The organism is Micromonospora sp. DT31 (assembly GCF_049841795.1).
GTDB lineage: Bacteria > Actinomycetota > Actinomycetes > Mycobacteriales > Micromonosporaceae > Micromonospora.
This window is the reverse complement of record NZ_JBNCKZ010000005.1, coordinates 252,627-268,065: the sequence shown is the minus strand read 5'-3', so window position 1 is coordinate 268,065 and position 15,439 is coordinate 252,627. Positions and strand designations below refer to the sequence as shown.

The 15,439-nt window shown below is 71.9% G+C and carries 15 protein-coding genes; 6 read left to right on the top strand and 9 right to left on the bottom strand.

Annotated features, from left to right (window positions below; translation table 11 throughout):
* Positions 1-227: 227 nt before the first annotated feature.
* A complete protein-coding gene (locus ACLQ2X_RS11590) occupies positions 228-1,439 on the top strand; it encodes an LOG family protein (protein WP_425680986.1) in 1,212 nt (403 codons plus the stop codon).
* Positions 1,440-1,539: 100 nt separating this feature from the next.
* On the opposite strand, the gene fbaA is transcribed toward ACLQ2X_RS11590, so the two are convergent.
* Together fbaA and ACLQ2X_RS11580 are read right to left on the bottom strand one after the other, a co-directional pair.
* Entirely contained in the window at positions 1,540-2,562 is a 1,023-nt protein-coding gene (gene fbaA / locus ACLQ2X_RS11585; RefSeq protein WP_425680985.1) for a class II fructose-bisphosphate aldolase, read from the bottom strand.
* Between the two features lie 164 nt (positions 2,563-2,726).
* Entirely contained in the window at positions 2,727-3,110 is a 384-nt protein-coding gene (locus ACLQ2X_RS11580) for a phage holin family protein (RefSeq protein WP_425680984.1), read from the bottom strand.
* 137 nt (positions 3,111-3,247) lie between these two features.
* Between ACLQ2X_RS11580 and ACLQ2X_RS11575 the strand changes: the two genes are divergently transcribed.
* Entirely contained in the window at positions 3,248-3,460 is a 213-nt protein-coding gene (locus ACLQ2X_RS11575; protein WP_425680983.1) for a hypothetical protein, read from the top strand.
* A 13-nt stretch (positions 3,461-3,473) separates the two neighbouring features.
* On the opposite strand, the gene ACLQ2X_RS11570 is transcribed toward ACLQ2X_RS11575, so the two are convergent.
* Together ACLQ2X_RS11570 and ACLQ2X_RS11565 are read right to left on the bottom strand one after the other, a co-directional pair.
* The gene (locus tag ACLQ2X_RS11570) at positions 3,474-4,526 is read right to left on the bottom strand and encodes an LCP family protein (protein ID WP_425680982.1); all 1,053 of its coding nucleotides are present in this window, start codon (positions 4,524-4,526) and stop codon (positions 3,474-3,476) included.
* The gene (locus tag ACLQ2X_RS11565) at positions 4,526-5,008 is read right to left on the bottom strand and encodes a SigE family RNA polymerase sigma factor (RefSeq protein ID WP_425680981.1); all 483 of its coding nucleotides are present in this window, start codon (positions 5,006-5,008) and stop codon (positions 4,526-4,528) included. The genes ACLQ2X_RS11570 and ACLQ2X_RS11565 overlap by 1 nt, the downstream gene beginning before the upstream one ends.
* Positions 5,009-5,177: 169 nt before the next feature.
* Between ACLQ2X_RS11565 and ACLQ2X_RS11560 the strand changes: the two genes are divergently transcribed.
* The 4 genes from ACLQ2X_RS11560 to ACLQ2X_RS11545 all read left to right on the top strand — a co-directional run bounded on the left by ACLQ2X_RS11560 (position 5,178) and on the right by ACLQ2X_RS11545 (position 11,734).
* Positions 5,178-6,752 carry an LPXTG cell wall anchor domain-containing protein gene (locus ACLQ2X_RS11560; RefSeq protein WP_425680980.1) on the top strand — a complete coding sequence of 525 codons (1,575 nt, stop codon included), beginning with the start codon at positions 5,178-5,180 and terminating at the stop codon, positions 6,750-6,752.
* 136 nt (positions 6,753-6,888) lie between these two features.
* Positions 6,889-8,352: a 3' terminal RNA ribose 2'-O-methyltransferase Hen1 gene (locus ACLQ2X_RS11555; protein WP_425680979.1), complete on the top strand. Its 1,464-nt coding sequence runs from the start codon at positions 6,889-6,891 to the stop codon at positions 8,350-8,352.
* Positions 8,349-10,865 carry a polynucleotide kinase-phosphatase gene (locus ACLQ2X_RS11550; RefSeq protein WP_425680978.1) on the top strand — a complete coding sequence of 839 codons (2,517 nt, stop codon included), beginning with the start codon at positions 8,349-8,351 and terminating at the stop codon, positions 10,863-10,865. The genes ACLQ2X_RS11555 and ACLQ2X_RS11550 overlap by 4 nt, the downstream gene beginning before the upstream one ends.
* 23 nt (positions 10,866-10,888) lie before the next feature.
* The gene (locus ACLQ2X_RS11545; RefSeq protein WP_425680977.1) at positions 10,889-11,734 is read left to right on the top strand and encodes a DedA family protein; all 846 of its coding nucleotides are present in this window, start codon (positions 10,889-10,891) and stop codon (positions 11,732-11,734) included.
* A gap of 182 nt (positions 11,735-11,916) precedes the next feature.
* Here ACLQ2X_RS11545 and ACLQ2X_RS11540 read toward each other — a convergent pair whose 3' ends face one another.
* From ACLQ2X_RS11540 to ACLQ2X_RS11520, 5 genes are all read right to left on the bottom strand, one after another.
* Positions 11,917-12,294, bottom strand: coding sequence for an ArsR/SmtB family transcription factor (locus ACLQ2X_RS11540; protein ID WP_007454255.1), 378 nt, complete (start codon positions 12,292-12,294; stop codon positions 11,917-11,919).
* A 57-nt stretch (positions 12,295-12,351) separates the two neighbouring features.
* A complete protein-coding gene (pyrE, locus tag ACLQ2X_RS11535; protein ID WP_425680976.1) occupies positions 12,352-12,891 on the bottom strand; it encodes an orotate phosphoribosyltransferase in 540 nt (179 codons plus the stop codon).
* 144 nt (positions 12,892-13,035) lie between these two features.
* Positions 13,036-13,845 (bottom strand): SDR family NAD(P)-dependent oxidoreductase, encoded by an 810-nt coding sequence (locus ACLQ2X_RS11530; protein ID WP_425680975.1) that lies wholly within the window; start codon positions 13,843-13,845, stop codon positions 13,036-13,038.
* Positions 13,842-14,570, bottom strand: a complete 729-nt coding sequence (locus ACLQ2X_RS11525) for a hypothetical protein (protein ID WP_425680974.1) — start codon at positions 14,568-14,570, stop codon at positions 13,842-13,844. Before ACLQ2X_RS11525 ends, ACLQ2X_RS11530 begins: the two co-directional genes overlap by 4 nt.
* A gap of 72 nt (positions 14,571-14,642) precedes the next feature.
* Positions 14,643-15,383 carry a hypothetical protein gene (locus ACLQ2X_RS11520; RefSeq protein ID WP_425680973.1) on the bottom strand — a complete coding sequence of 247 codons (741 nt, stop codon included), beginning with the start codon at positions 15,381-15,383 and terminating at the stop codon, positions 14,643-14,645.
* Positions 15,384-15,439: the final 56 nt, after the last annotated feature.

Genomic DNA, 15,439 nt, shown 5'->3' with positions numbered 1-15,439 from the left:
GGGCCTCGCCCGTCGGATTGGCTGAACGGCTGAGGGTTTCGTCACGCCTGCGGCGACGTCACACGTACCCCCGGCCCATGCCGCGGCCACAGCTATTGCACTACAACTACATATCCGGAGCCTCCCCAGGAACCGGTTACGCAGGAGCCCGGCGGTAATCCCGCCGGGCTCCTGTCGGTCCGCCCCCTGCCGTTTCGCACCTTGCCGGACCGGGGCACGATGATCTGGTGCCGACCCCACCACCCGCGGACGTCATCGAGCCGCACGCCCCCCACGTCAACGAGATCCAGACCCGGGACGAGTTCGACCGGCGACTGGCCGGCGGGACGCTCGCCGGCCTGACCGTGCAGGGTCTGCGTCTCGATCTGGACCCGATCCCCGACCTGCGCGACGTCGACGTCGCCGGCACCCTCTTCGTGGGCTGCCGGTTCGCCGACCGCGAGGTGGGCGCGGACCTGGTCCGCCGGGGCGCCAACGTCGTACCGCCGTTCTCCGGGCTGCCCTACCCCACCCAACCGTCGCACCTCTACACCGCCGACGAGTTGGCCGCCGGATTCGCCGAGGGCGGGTTCGCCGCGATGTACGACACCCGGGTGTACGCGCACTTCCGGGCGCACGGCGGCGCGCTGCCCGACGTACGGGAGGCGCTCGGTCAGCGTCTGCACGACCACGGCGTGGACAACGCGCTTGTCGACGCCACCCGGGCGTGGTTGGCCGCGCACGGGCCGCAGTCCGTGGTGGGCGTGATGGGCGGGCACGCGGTGGCACGCGGCAGCGCGGCGTACCGGATGGCGGCGGTGCTGGGCTGGGAGCTGGCCCGGGCCGACCGCCTGGTGGTGACCGGCGGCGGTCCGGGCGTGATGGAGGCGGCGAACCTCGGCGCGTTCCTCGCGGCCTGGCCGGCCGAGGAACTGACCGCCGCGATCGACGAGCTGGCCGGCGCGCCGGACTTCACCGACCACGAGCGGTACACGGCGGCGGCGCTGGCGGTGCGGCGGCGGTACGCGGACGGGCCGTCGCTGCCCTCACCCCGCCCGGCGGCCCCGGGCACCGAGTGGGCCCGCTCCGGCGGGCTGGCGATCCCGACCTGGCTGTACGGCCACGAGCCGGCGAACCTGTTCGCGGGCCGGATCGCGAAGTACTTCTCCAACGCCATCCGGGAGGACACGATCCTGCGGCTGGCCCGGGGCGGCATCGTGTTCGCGCCGGGCCGGGCCGGCACCGTGCAGGAGGTGTTCCAGGCGGCCACGAAGACGTTCTACGGCACCGACGGGGCGAGCGGCGCGTACGTCTTCCTGGACCGCGCGTTCTGGACCACGGAGTTGCCGGTGGAGTCGCTGCTGCGGCCGCTGTTCGCGGCGTCGCCGTTCGGTGACCTGTCCCGCACGATCCACCTGACCGACGATGTCCGCGAGGCCGTCGCCCTGCTCGTGCGCTGACCGCATGCAAGGAAGGGCCCCTTGTTAACACGGGGTGTTAACAAGGGGCCCTTCCTCTACCGCAGGCGTTAATAGGGGGCCCTTCCTTACACGGAGGGCGTCACTTCATGGTGGTGCCGGTGGAGCGCAGGTGCTCGCAGGCCTCGACCACCCGGGCGGCCATGCCGGCCTCGGCGGCCTTGCCCCAGACGCGCGGGTCGTACATCTTCTTGTTGCCGACCTCGCCGTCGATCTTCAGCACGCCGTCGTAGTTGCGGAGCATGTGGTCGGCGACCGGGCGGGTGAACGTGTACTGGGTGTCGGTGTCGATGTTCATCTTCACCACGCCGTAGTCCAGCGCCTCCCGGATCTCCGACAGCAGCGAGCCGGAGCCGCCGTGGAAGACCAGGCTGAGCGGCTTGTCCTTGCCGTACTTGGCGCCGACCGCGTCCTGGATCTGCTTGAGCACCTCGGGGCGGAGCTTGACATTGCCCGGCTTGTAGACGCCGTGCACGTTGCCGAAGGTCAGCGCCGCCATGTAGCGGCCCTTCTCGCCCAGACCGAGCGCGTCGACCATGGCCAGGCCGTCGTCGACGGTGGTGTAGAGCTTGTCGTTGATGGCGTTCTCGACGCCGTCCTCCTCGCCACCGACCACGCCGACCTCGATCTCCAGGACGATCTTGCCCTTGGCGGCCTCGGCGAGGAGCTGCTCGGCGATCTCCAGGTTCTCGGCCACCGGGACGGCCGAGCCGTCCCACATGTGCGACTGGAACAGCGGCTCCTGGCCGGCCTTCACCCGCTCCTGGGAGATGGTCATCAGCGGCCGGACGAACTTGTCCAGCTTGTCCTTCGGGCAGTGGTCGGTGTGCAGGGCGATGTTCACCGGGTACTTCTTGGCCACCTCGTGCGCGTACGCGGCGAACGCCACCGCGCCGGTCACCATGTCCTTCACGGAGGGGCCGGACAGGTACTCCGCGCCACCCGTGGAGACCTGGATGATGCCGTCGCTCTCCGCGTCGGCGAAGCCCTTGAGCGCCGCGTTCAGCGTCTGCGAGGAGGTCACGTTGATCGCGGGGTACGCGTACCGGCCGGCCTTGGCCCGGTCCAGCATCTCCGCGTAAGCCTCGGGGGAAGCGATGGGCATGTCGAACGCTCCTTACTTACCGCTCTCGGCCGTGCAGGCCGCTGTCTTCCATGGAGCGCGGCCCGTTCCGGCCGCTGAGGTCCACGGGTGCGCCGGACCGCGCTGTCCACCGCGGGCAGTATCCCGTAGGAGCGCCGGCGGGGCACAACCGGCCCGGACGCCGTTCACCGATTCTCCAGCCGGTCCGGCACGACGACGCTGATCACCCAGCTCACCACCGCGACCACGATGGCCCCCCAGAAGGCGGCCCAGAACCCGTCCACGTGGAAGGGAACCTTGAGGACACCGGCGATCCAGTCGGTCAGCAGGAACAGCAGCGCGTTCACCACGAGCGCGAACAAACCGAGCGTGAGCAGGTAGAACACGCAGCCGAACACCTTGATGAGCGGCTTGAGCACCGCGTTGACCACACCGAAGACCAACGCCACCACGATCAGGGTGAGCACGTTGCTGCCGGTGTTCCGGCCGCTCACCTCCACGCCGGGCACGATCAACGTCGCGATCCACAGCGCGACCGCGGTGATCGCCAGTCGGATCAGGAAGCCCATGCCTCCCATCCTGGCACCGGCCGTGCGCCCGAGCGGGACAATCGCCGACTCCACCGTTCCGCCCGCCCGCCAGCGGCGTCCCTGACCAGCCCGTACGGTGGTGGGGACAGGTGCCCGCACGGAGATCAGGAGGGACGATGGGTCAGCCCGACGAGGACTTCACCCCGAGTGACCACCTCGCCCCGGAGGAGCGGGATCCGGAGGCGGAACCGGCCGACGCGGTCGAGCAGGCCGCCGAGGTGACCCCCGAGGACACCGACGGCGAGCCGCAGCGGGGCCTGGAGGTCGACGACTGGGACGCCATGGAGCAGGCCCGGGTGGTCGCCGCCGACGAGGACGACTACCGCTGATCCGACATCCGGGTCACCGGGGGGTGGTGACCTGCTCCGGGTGGGCGGCGGTCCACTCCGCCAGGCGGTCGGCCCGTAGCGCGTCCAGGAACCCGGGCGCGAGCGTCGAATCCGGCTCGATCCCGCCATCCGTGCGCGCCTCGCGCCGCACCGGAAGGGCGACCATGACCGGCTCGGCGGCGAGCGCCCGACCGCTCACGGTCACCAGCGCCGGCAGTGACAGCTCACCGGTGTCGGTCCTGATGGCCGGTCCGACCCGCAGGAGCAGCCGGCCGAGCTGCGCCGGGTCGGTCGCCGTTCCCTGCTGGTGGAGCCGGCGGAGCAGGCCGCCGGCGTAGCGCGCCGCGTTGCGGTCCCGGTCCAGGCCACCCTCGCGCAGGCCGTACCGTTGCCGCAGCAGATCCACTGCCTGCGCGCCGTCGAGCCGCTGGCATCCGGCCGGGAACCGCCGCCCGGTGTGCACCGAGCGCACCGGCGCCGGCAGGCAGACCGGCACGCCGCCGACCGCGTCGGTCAGTTCACGTGTCCCCGGGTAGGTGAGCACCGCGCCGGCGTCGACGCGTACCCCGGTCAGGTCGGCGACCGCCTGGCGGGTCGCCCGGTAGCCGGCGGCCAGGTCGGTACCCGAACCGGGGGCTCGGGAGAAGGTCGCGTTGAGCTTCTCCCTCCCGCCGGGCGGCGGCATTGGCACCAGCACGTCGCGCGAGAGCGACACGAGGTAGACCCGGCTCCGGTCGGCCGGTAGGTGCACGAGCAGGATCGAGTCGGCGCGCCGACTGCCGTCGGCCTGGTCGACGCCGAGCAGCAGCAGGTTCAGGGCGCCGGCAGGCGCCGGAGCCGGAGCGGGCGTGGCGAGGGGGAGCGCCGGCTCCGGTGGCCGGGGCACCATGGCGGTGAAACCGACGAGCGCGGCGGCGACGACCGCCAGCGCCGCGCCGGCCCGTACGCGGCGACGGCGCCGCTGGCGACGGGCCACCGCCCGGTCGACGGCGGCCCGGACCGGACCGGCGGGTGGGGTCAACCCCTCGATGCGGGCGAAGGCGGCCCGCAGCTCGTCCTCGATCATCAGCAGACCTCCACGAGTTCGGCTCGGAGGGTGGCCAGCGCGCGCGAGATGCTGGACCGGACGGTGCCCACAGCACAGCCGAGCACCTCGGCTATCTCCCCGTCCGGCAGGTCCTCGTAGTAGCGCAGCACCAGGGCGGCACGCTGCCGCCTGGGCAACCGGGACAGCCAGGACCAGACCTGGTCCCGCTCCACGGCCGACTGGGCGTGGTCGGTCGACGCCGGCACCGTCTCGTCCGCTTCGCCGCGCAGCAGCACCCGCCGCGCCCAGGAGCCGCGCCGCCAGTCGATGAACTGGTTGGTGAGCATCCGGCGCACGTACCGTTCCGGGGCGTCGCTGCGGGCCACCCGTCGCCAGTGGAGCTGGACCCGGACCATGGTCTCCTGCACCAGATCCTGGGCCTGGTGCGGATCTCCGGTCAGCATGACCGCGTACCGCAGCAGGGCTGCCAACCGCGCGTCGGCGAACTCCTCGTACGTCACTGCACCTCCCGGTGTCCCCATTTCATGGACGGTTCCGGGCGACTGGAACATTGCGGTGGCGCCGATCATCCGTTCGGTCAATATTCATGATCCGGGACAACGCGGTCCCTTAAGGAATCTTTAAGCTCCGTGGGCTCCACCTGATCACCCCCACGGGAGGACCCTCCACATGCTCCGCAATTCCACTCGGCGTTGGCTTGCCGGGGTGGGCGTCGCAGGCGCGTTCGTCGCCGCCTCCGCCACCCCGGTCCTCGCCGCGGCCCCACAGGCCGAGCTCGGTGTCTACTTCAGCGACACGACGATCGCCACCGACTCGGACGGCAAGGTCGACTACAGCATCATCCGCAGTTCGGCGCCGGTCGTGCTGCACGATGTCACCGTCCGCTACGACCTCACCGGACTCGCCGGCAAGGTGACACTCGGCGAGGAGGAGGAGACCGGGATTGACTGCACCTCGCCCGCAGCGAACGTCCTCGTCTGCTCCTCGCCGTGGGAGCTGGAGCTCGACGAGTGGGGCCTGGCAGGCATCTTCCCGGTGCAGATCAAGGCCACCGGCAAGGCCGAGGACGGCGACGCCGGCACGCTCAAGGTCACGCTGTCGGCGACCGGCTTCGACGGCGTCTCGCACGAGGCGAAGGTGCGCGTCGGCGAGGGCGTCGACCTGGCGGCGGGCCCGGAGGCCACCGTGTCGGCGGCTCCCGGCAAGAACTTCACCGCGCCGCTGAAGGTGACGAACGCGGGCGGGACCACCGCCAAGGGTGCCTCCGTCATCTTCTACAACGACTACGGACTGAACGCCACCAAGCACTACAGCAACTGCACGTACGTCGGCGACGAGCTGCGCACCTGCCGCTTCGACGAGGAGCTTCCGGCCGGCAGCACGTTCGGCGCGACGCTGCCGTACGCCCTCGGCACGGACACCCTGGCCCCGAGCTACAAGTACGGCCAGACCCTCTGGATGACCCCGGCCGAGTTCGAGGACTACACGAACTACCTCGGCAACTACGACGTGACCATCGGCAAGCCGGGCACCGACGGCAAGCTGACGCTGGCCGAGGCCACCGGCCGGGTCGCCGCCCGGGGCGCCCAGGCCGACAAGCGGCCGGAGAACAACGGCATGCTTCTCCAGGTGAAGGTGACCGGCACCAACAGCACCGACCTGGAGGCGCTCGGCGCCACGGTGTCCGGCCCGGTCGGCGCGAAGGTCAAGGCAACTGTGGGGCTGCGTAACAACGGTCCGGCCACGCTCGACTACAGCCACGCCGGCAGCTCGGTCACCTACCTGGCCTTCGACGTGCCGAAGGGGACCACCACGACTGCCGTTCCGGAGAACTGCTCCCCGGTGAAGGGCGACGAGTGGGGTGAGCCGGGTCAGGCTGGTGGGCGTCACTACCGCTGCTACTTCGACTCGTTCCTGAAGGCCGGCGCCACCGTCACGCTCGACTTCGGCCTGAAGATCGACAAGGTGATCGCCAACGACACCGGCCTCGTCAAGATCAACGTGCCGTGCGAGTGCGACGGCGGCTTCTACCGTGACGTCAAGCCGGCGAACGACACCGCCAAGGTCGTCGTCAACGCGGCGCCGGGTGGCGGCGACGGTGGCCAGGGCGGCGGTGACGGCGGCACGCTGCCGATCACCGGTTCGTCCACCGCCCTGATCGCCGGCATCGGCGCGGTGCTGCTCGCCGCCGGTGGCGTCGGCTACGTGCTGACCCGCCGCCGCAGGACCCGCTTCGTCGCCTGATCCGAAGCACCCCGGGTGCCCCGCCGACCACCGGTCGGCGGGGCACCGCCACATAGGGAACCTGATCGCCCGGAGCGGGTCGGGCTCCCCGGAAACCCCCACGACGAGAGAACAGAACACTGGGAGCATCTGACCCGTGCTGCTGACGATCACCACGACCCACCACCCGGCGACCGACCTCGGTCATCTCCTGGTGAAGCATCCGGACCGCGTGCAGAGTTTCGACCTGCCCACCGGCACCGCGCACGTGTTCTACCCCGAGGCGGACGAGGCGCGCTGCACCGCGGCGCTGCTGGTCGAGGTGGATCCGCTCAAGCTGGGTGGGGGACGTAAGGGCAGGGCGCCGGAGGGCTTCGCGCTCGGGCAGTACGTCAACGACCGCGCGTACGCGGCGTCGAGCCTGCTCGCGTCCGCACTGACGAAGGTGTTCCGGTCCGCCCTGCGCGGCGGCTCGCGGGACCGCCCGGAGCTGGCCGCGACCGCGATCCCGCTGACCGTACGGGTTCCGGTGCTGCGCTGTCGCGGTGGCGCCGAGCTGGCCGTGAAGATCTTCGCGCCGCTCGGCTGGGCCGTCACGGCGACACCGATCCCGCTCGACGAGACGTTCCCGGAATGGGGGGACAGCCGATACGTCGACCTGACCCTGACCGGGACGCTACGCCTCGCCGACGCCCTCAACCACCTGTACGTGCTGCTGCCGGTGCTCGACGACGCCAAGCACTACTGGGTCGCCCCGGACGAGGTGGACAAGCTGCTGCGGGCTGGCGCGGACTGGTTGGGTGAACATCCCCAGCGGGCCCTGATCACCCGCCGCTACCTGGCGCACCGCCGGGCCCTGGCCGACGTGGCGATGGCCCGGCTGGCCGAGCTGCGCCTGGCCGACGAGCCGCCCGCCGACGACAGCATCGACCCGGAGCAGCCCGCCGAGACGCCCCGGGCGTCGCTTGCGGTACGGCGGCGGGAGGCGGTGCTCGCCGCGCTGCGGGACAGCGGCGCGAGCCGCGTGCTGGACCTGGGCTGCGGCGGAGGGGCGTTGCTCTCCGCGCTCGTCGCGGATCGGCGGTTCACCGAGGTGGTCGGCGTCGACGTCGCCGACCGGTCGCTCGGCCTGGCCGCCCGGCGGCTGCGTCTGGACCGGTTGCCGGAGCGCCAGCGGGACCGCATCCGGCTGTGGCAGTCGGCGCTGACCTACCGCGACGACCGGCTGCGGGGGTACGACGCGGCGGTGCTCATGGAGGTGATCGAGCACCTGGACCCGCCCCGGCTGCCGGCGTTGGAGGACGCGGTCTTCGGTCACGCCCGACCGGGCACGGTGGTGGTGAGCACCCCGAACGTCGAGTACAACGTCCGCTACGAGGGGCTGGGGCCGGGCCGGTTCCGGCACGCCGACCACCGGTTCGAGTGGACCCGGGCGGAGTTCGCCGCCTGGGTGCGGCGGGTGTCGGCGGCGCACGGCTACACGGCCACCATCGGCGGGGTGGGCGACGACGACCCGGAGGTGGGCGCGCCGACCCAGCTCGCGGTGCTGACCCGCGACGACCGCAACGGCGAGGACGGCCGGGCACCGCGCAACGACCGGAAGGAGGGAACGAACCGATGACCACCCTGGACATTCCCGAGCTGGCCCTGGTTGCGCTCGTGGGCGTCTCCGGCTCCGGCAAGTCGACGTTCGCCCGCCGCCACTTCGCACCCAGCCAGGTGCTCTCCTCGGACACGTTCCGGGCGCTGGTGGCCGACGACGAGAACGACCAGTCCGCGTCCGGTGACGCGTTCGAGGCGTTGCACCACGTGGCCGGCATCCGGCTGCGGCGCGGACGCCTGACGGTGGTCGACGCGACGAACCTCCAGCCGCACGCCCGCGCCGGGCTGATCCAGGTGGCCCGGGAGCACGACGTGCTGCCGGTGGCGGTGGTGCTCGACGTGCCGGAGTCGGTGGCGTGGGAGCGTACGCAGGCCCGCGCCGACCGGGCCTTCGGCCGGCAGGTGCTCACCCGGATGCAGCGTGACCTGCGGCAGTCGTACGGGCGGCTGGCCCGGGAGGGCTTCCGCAAGGTGCACGTGCTGCGCGGGGTGTCGGAGATCGACGCCGCCGAGATCCGCTACGAGCGGCTGTTCAACGACCGGCGGGAGCTGACCGGGCCGTTCGACGTGATCGGGGACGTGCACGGCTGCCGCACCGAACTGGAGGCGCTGCTGTCCCGCCTCGGTTACCTGCTGCGGCACGACGACTCGGGCCGCCCGGTGGACGCGGCGCACCCGGCCGGGCGTACCGCGGTCTTCGTCGGTGACCTGGTGGACCGCGGCCCGGACTCCCCCGGCGTGCTGCGCCTGGTGATGGGCATGGTGGCGGCCGGGCACGCGATCTGCGTGCCGGGCAACCACGAGCAGAAGCTGCTGCGCAAGCTGCGCGGCCGGGACGTCCGGCTGACCCACGGGCTGGCCGAGACGATGGAGCAGCTCGCCACCGAGCCGCCGGAGTTCGTCGCCGGGGTGGAGACGTTCATCGACGGCCTGGTCAGCCACTACGTGCTGGACGGTGGCCGGCTGGTGGTGGCGCACGCCGGGCTCAAGGAGGCCTACCACGGGCGGGCGTCCGGCCGGGTGCGCTCGTTCGCGCTCTACGGCGAGACCACAGGCGAGACCGACGAGTACGGCCTGCCGGTGCGCTACCCGTGGGCGCGGGACTACCGGGGTTCGGCCATGGTCGTGTACGGGCACACGACGACGCCCGAAGCGGAGTGGGTGAACAACACCATCTGCGTGGACACCGGCTGCGTGTTCGGCGGCAAGCTGACCGCGCTGCGCTACCCGGAGCGGGAGCTGATCGCCGTCCCGGCGGTGCAGGAGTGGTACGCCCCGGCCCGTCCGCTGTTCCCGGTGGCACCGGCGCGACCGGACACCGTGCTGGACCTGTCCGACGTGACCGGACGCCGGCACCTCACCCACGCGTACGGGTCGTTGACCGTGCCGGCGGAGAGCGCCGCCGCCGCGTTGGAGGTGATGAGCCGGTTCGCGGTCGACCCGGGGCGGCTGGTCTGGCTGCCGCCGACGATGGCGCCCTGCTCGACGTCGACGGTGGACGGCTTCCTGGAGCATCCGGCCCAGGCGTTCGCGGACTACCGGGCGGCCGGCGTCGACCGGGTGGTCTGCGAGGAGAAGCACATGGGCTCGCGGGCCGTGGTGCTTGTGGAGCGCGAGCCGGGCCGGTTCGGCGGCGGGGCGGTGCACACCCGTACCGGTCGGCCGTTCTTCGGGCCACCGCTGGACGACGAGTTGCTGGCCCGGGTGCGTGCCGCGGTGACCACCGCCGGCCTGTGGGCCGAGTTGGACACCGACTGGCTGCTGCTCGACGCCGAGCTGCTGCCCTGGTCGGCGAAGGCGGGTGGGCTGATCCGCGAGCAGTACGCGGGGGTTGGCGCGGCCGGGCGGGCGGCGCTGCCGGCGGTGCTCGCTGCGCTGGACACCAGCGCCGGGCGCGGGTTGCCGGTGGCGGAGCTGCACGCCCGGATGACCGCGCGGGCCGCCGAGGTGGTCGCCTATTCGGCGGCCTACCGGGCGTACGTGGCGCCGACCGACGGGCTGCGCGGCGTGACGCTGGCGCCGTTCGCGGTGCTGGCGGGCGCCGGGGCGAGCTTCGCCGACCGAGACCACGGCTGGCATCTGGCGCTGGCGGACCGGCTGTGCGCGGCCGACCCGGAGTTCTTCACGCCGACCCGGCGGCAGGTGGTGGAGCTGGCAGACGAGGCCGCGGTGGCGTCCGCCACCGAGTGGTGGCTGGCGCTCACCGCGTCCGGCGGTGAGGGCATGGTGGTCAAGCCGTACGCCGGCCTGGCTGCCCGCTCGCCGAAGGGCTCGCTGCTCCAGCCGGGGATCAAGTGTCGGGGGCGGGAATACCTGCGGATCATCTACGGCCCCGGGTACACGGACCCGGCGCAGCTCACCGCGTTGCGCCGGCGCTCGTTGGGCCGCAAGCGCGGGATGGCGCTGCGGGAGCACGGCCTGGGACTGGCCGTGCTGGACGCGCTCGCCGAGGACGCACCGCTGTGGCGCCGCCACGAGCTGGTGTTCGCGATCCTCGCCTGCGAGTCCGAACCAGTCGATCCCCGCCTCTGACGAGTACGCCCGGTCCGGCCCAAATGCCGGGCCGGGCCGGAGTACCCTGTGTGGCCGTGGACACAGCAGAGAAGACCCGGATGTTCTCCGAGAGCGTGGCGCTGAATCCGCTCGACCCGAAGGACCTCATCCACACCTTCGGCGTGATCGGCGTCTGGGTGATTCTCTTCGCCGAGACCGGGCTGCTCGTCGGGTTCTTCTTCCCGGGCGACTCGCTGCTGTTCCTGGCCGGGGTGGCGGCCTCCCCGGTGGCCGACGCGATCTTCGGCGACGGCACCCGCCTGTCCCTGGCCGGGCTGATGATCGGCGGGCCGCTCTGCGCCATCGCCGGCGCCCAGCTCGGGCACTGGCTCGGCGCCCGCTACGGCCGCCGCATGTTCGACAAGCCCAACTCGCGGCTGTTCAAGCGGGAGTACGTGGAGAAGGCGGAGTACTACTTCCAGAGGTTCGGCCCGGCGAAGGCCGTGGTGCTGGCCCGTTTCATCCCGATCGTGCGGACGTTCCTCAACCCGGTGGCCGGGGTGCTCGGCATGCCGGCGCGCCAGTTCTTCGTGTGGAACGTGGTCGGTGCGATCCTCTGGGTGGACGGCATCCTGCTCATCGGCTACCTGTTGGCCCGCCAGATCTACGACGCCATCGGCGACAAGATCGACCGTTACATCCTGCCGGTGGTGGCGCTCATCATCCTGATCTCGGTGCTGCCGATCTTCTTCGAGTTCCTGCGGGACCGGAGGGCGCGCAGGCGCGGCGAGGCGGTCGCGGTGATCACCGCGGCGACCGTGGCCGGCACTGTGGAGGCCGCCCGCGACGCCATTGAGGAGCACGGTCCGGGCCATGAGCACGGCCACGGCGGTCAGCACCGCAGTTGAGGTGGGCACGGACGACGAAGGCCAGCCCTCGGGCAGAGAGCCGGCCTTCGACATGAGTCAACGCGTTCGGGTGACACGACAACGGACAGCCGTCATCGTGCGCTGGTGGCGCCACCCCTGTCACGCCACCGGTCACCCGCACCCGGCCGGGACGGCCCCGCGGTGGGGCCGACCCGGACTGTTCAGCGAGCCTTCTTCGTGGCCCGCTTGCGCGGCGGGGTGAGCAGATCCGCGATCGTCGCGATCGCGGACGGCACCAGCCGGTAGTACGCCCAGACCCCGCGCTTCTCCCGCTCCAGCAAGCCGGCCTCGGTGAGGATTCGCAGGTGGTGGCTGACCGTCGGCTGCGAGAGGCCGAGCGGCGCGGTGAGGTCACACACGCACGCCTCCCCCTCGGGAGCCGACTGGATCAGGCTGAGCAGCCGCAGCCGGGCGGGGTCCGCGAGGGCCTTGAGGACCCCCGCAAGCCGCTCGGCGTCGGCACGTTCGATCGGCTCGCCGGCAAGCGGCGAGATCTGAGGCATGGTCATTTCAGCCAACGCAGTTCCCACGTATTCCATCCTTCCACCAGCAGCATCGATCCGCCTGCATATCAGCAGATCCGAATCGGCAAACTTTTACGCCACAAGGCCGAGGTCAGCCAACGTATAGGCCGCCCGATAGGGCAGTCCGGCGGCTCGCACCGTGTCGCCGGCACCTCGATCAACAATAACCGCAACACCGACCACCTCGGCCCCGGCCTCACGTAATGCTTCGACCGCGGTGAGCACACTTCCACCGGTTGTGGAGGTGTCCTCGACCGCCAGAACACGCCGGCCGGCCACGTCCGGCCCTTCGATACGGCGTTGGAGGCCGTGTGCCTTGCCCGCCTTGCGGACCACGAACGCGTCCACCGGGCGGTCGGTCCCGGCCGACGCGTGCAGCATCGCGACGGCGACCGGGTCGGCACCGAGGGTCAGCCCACCCACCGCGTCGTACGCCCAGTCGGCGGTGAGGTCGAGCATGACCCGGCCGATCAACGGGGCCGCCGCGTGATGGAGCGTGACCCGACGCAGATCCACGTACCAGTCCGCTTCACGGCCCGACGAGAGGACCACCCGGCCGTGGACGACAGCCAGGTCGGTGATGAATTTACGCAGGTCGTCGTGGGCCTCCATGGCGATAGAGCGTACTTCGCGAGTCTGGGCGCCGTCCTCCGGGTCTGCCCTGGTCAACCCCGTGGACCCTCGATGGGTGGCGGGGGGTGGCTACGCTGTGCGACCGCGAGCCGGGTACGTCGCGCCCCGCCCGGTGCCGGCCGGTCAACCGTCCGCGCGGTCGGCCGCCCCGCGGGTGTCCCGCCGGAAGCCGCGCAGCAGCCGCCTGGGTGCGTGCCGCAGCCCGGCCGCGGCCACCTTGTACTTCCAGTCCGGAACGCTCACCAGCTTGCCTTTCCGCAGGTCACGCAGCCCTTCGGCGACAACATCATCGGCTCGCAGCCAGGCCCAGGCGGGCAGCCGCGACATGTCGATGCCGGCTCGCTCGTGCGTGCCGGTGCGGGTGTAGCCGGGACAGAGCGCCATCACGCGTACACCCAGAGGAGCGACCGACTGACCGATCGACTCACTGAAATTCGTCACCCAGGCCTTGCTGGCGGAGTACGTCGATCCCGGCATGGGGACACCGAAGCCCGCAACGGAAGAGACATTTATCACTGCCCCGTGGCCTCGTTCGGACATCGGACCGAGCGCGGCATGGGTCAGACGCAGCACAGACAGCACGTTGAGCCGGATCAGCCGCGCCTCGTCCTCCACCGAGGACCGCACGAACGGGGTGCTCAGGCTGAACCCCGCGTTGTTCACCAAAAGCTCCACAGGTGGTATGGCGGAAAGCCGACGCTCCACCGCCACGCAACCCTCGTCGGTGGACAGGTCCGCCGGGATCGTCTCCACCTCGATGCCGTGCCGGCCGGTCAGCTCGGCGGCCAGACCGTCGAGCCGGGCGGCGTCCCGGGCCACCAGGACGAGATCCCAGCCGTCGGCGGCGAGCCGGCGGGTGAACGCCTCGCCGATGCCGAGGCTGGCGCCGGTGACCAACGCCCGGCGCGGGGAGGGGTGGGCGGCACCGGTCATGGTCGGTCCTCGAGGGCTGGGGGGAACCCGGACGGGGGTGGCGCGGACGGCGGTGGCGCGGACGGCGATCGCAGCCCCGGGGGCGGCCCCCAGGGCGTGGGGCCGGCGGCGGGGGTGCCAGCCACGGTCGCGCCGTAGCCGGACGGCCGGGCCGGGCCGCCGGGGCCGCGGAGGAACGCATGTGCCGACGGCAGCGTGAGCAGCGCGGCGACCGTCAGATAGCCGAGGATCTGCGCCACCGACAGCGTCGCGTTCACCGGGATCCACCACGTCGGATACGCGTCGCCGAGCAGCCCGAGCAGGTCGGCGGTGACCCGGTCGTCGGCGTCCAGCCGCAGTGGCGCGGCCCGCTGCCCGACCAGCACCGCCAGACCGCAGCAGCCGCAGAACAGTCCCGTCCCGGCGACCACCCAGGTGGCCGTACGGGCACCGGGACGGCCGGCACGCAGGCCCAGCGCGAGCCCGACCAGCACCAGCGCGGCCAGCACGCCGAGCACGGCGGCCAGCACGGCGGAGCCGGGCAGCAGCCGGGCCACCCGGTCGATGTCACCGTCGCCCGCGTCGGTGGCCCGCGCCGCGGCGCGGAACCGGTCGACCGTGCCGCCGGTGACGAGCAGGTTGGCCACCGCGTACGCCACGGCGCCGACCGCCATCAGCAACAGCACCGCCACCGCGGCGAGGACCGCGCCCGGCCGGCGGGGTGCGGCCTGATCGGGGTACGACACGACGGGTCCCTCCGGTAGGCGTCGGCTTGCAACCTACTCGGAGGGACCGTCCGCGTCGCTCCTATCCCGACGTCATCTTCCGGGTGGCGGCTCCGGATCCTGCCGCTCGCCCGGCGTGGCCGGCGGCTGCCCGCCCGGCGTGGACTGGCCGCCCGGGGTGGGCGGCGGAGTGCCGGGAGCCGACGGGTACGCCGGGTCCGTCGACTGCCCACCGGCCGACGGGTACGCCGGGTCGGTCGACTGCCCACCGGCCGACGGGTACGCCGGATAGGCGCCACCCGGAACCGGCGGTTCCCAGGCCGCCTGCGGCTTGCGGAAGAACTCGTTCGCCTTCGGCAGCGCCAGCAGGATCAGCGCGGCCAGCAGGGCGAGCAGCGCCACCAGGCCCAGCAGCAGGTTCACCGGCGTGTACCAGGACGGCAACGCGTCCTCCAGCCGGCGCTGGATCTCCTGCGAGCTGGGCACGTCGCCGCCTGCGTCACCACCGGTCATCCCGCCGGCCAGACCGTTGAGCAGCCCACCGCCGGTGCAGCAGAGCATGATGCCGCCGAGCACCCAGGTGGTGATCCGGGAGGCGTTCTTGCCCCGGTTGTTCAGCACGGCGAGCACGACGAGGCCGGCCGCGAGAAGCAGCGACAGGATGGCCGTGCCGATGGTGATCGCATAGGTGACGTCAGCGACGCCCTCGACCGAGGTGCCCTCGTACGCGTCGGTCATGACGTCGCGGATCGTGCCGACCACGGCCAGCGCCACGATCAGGTTCACCACCTGGAGGGCGGCGACGAAAATGAGCAGCCAGCTGGATATCGTCACCACGCCAGGACGGGCGCGGTGCGGAGTGCCAGGTGCATCGGCCATGATTCTCCCTT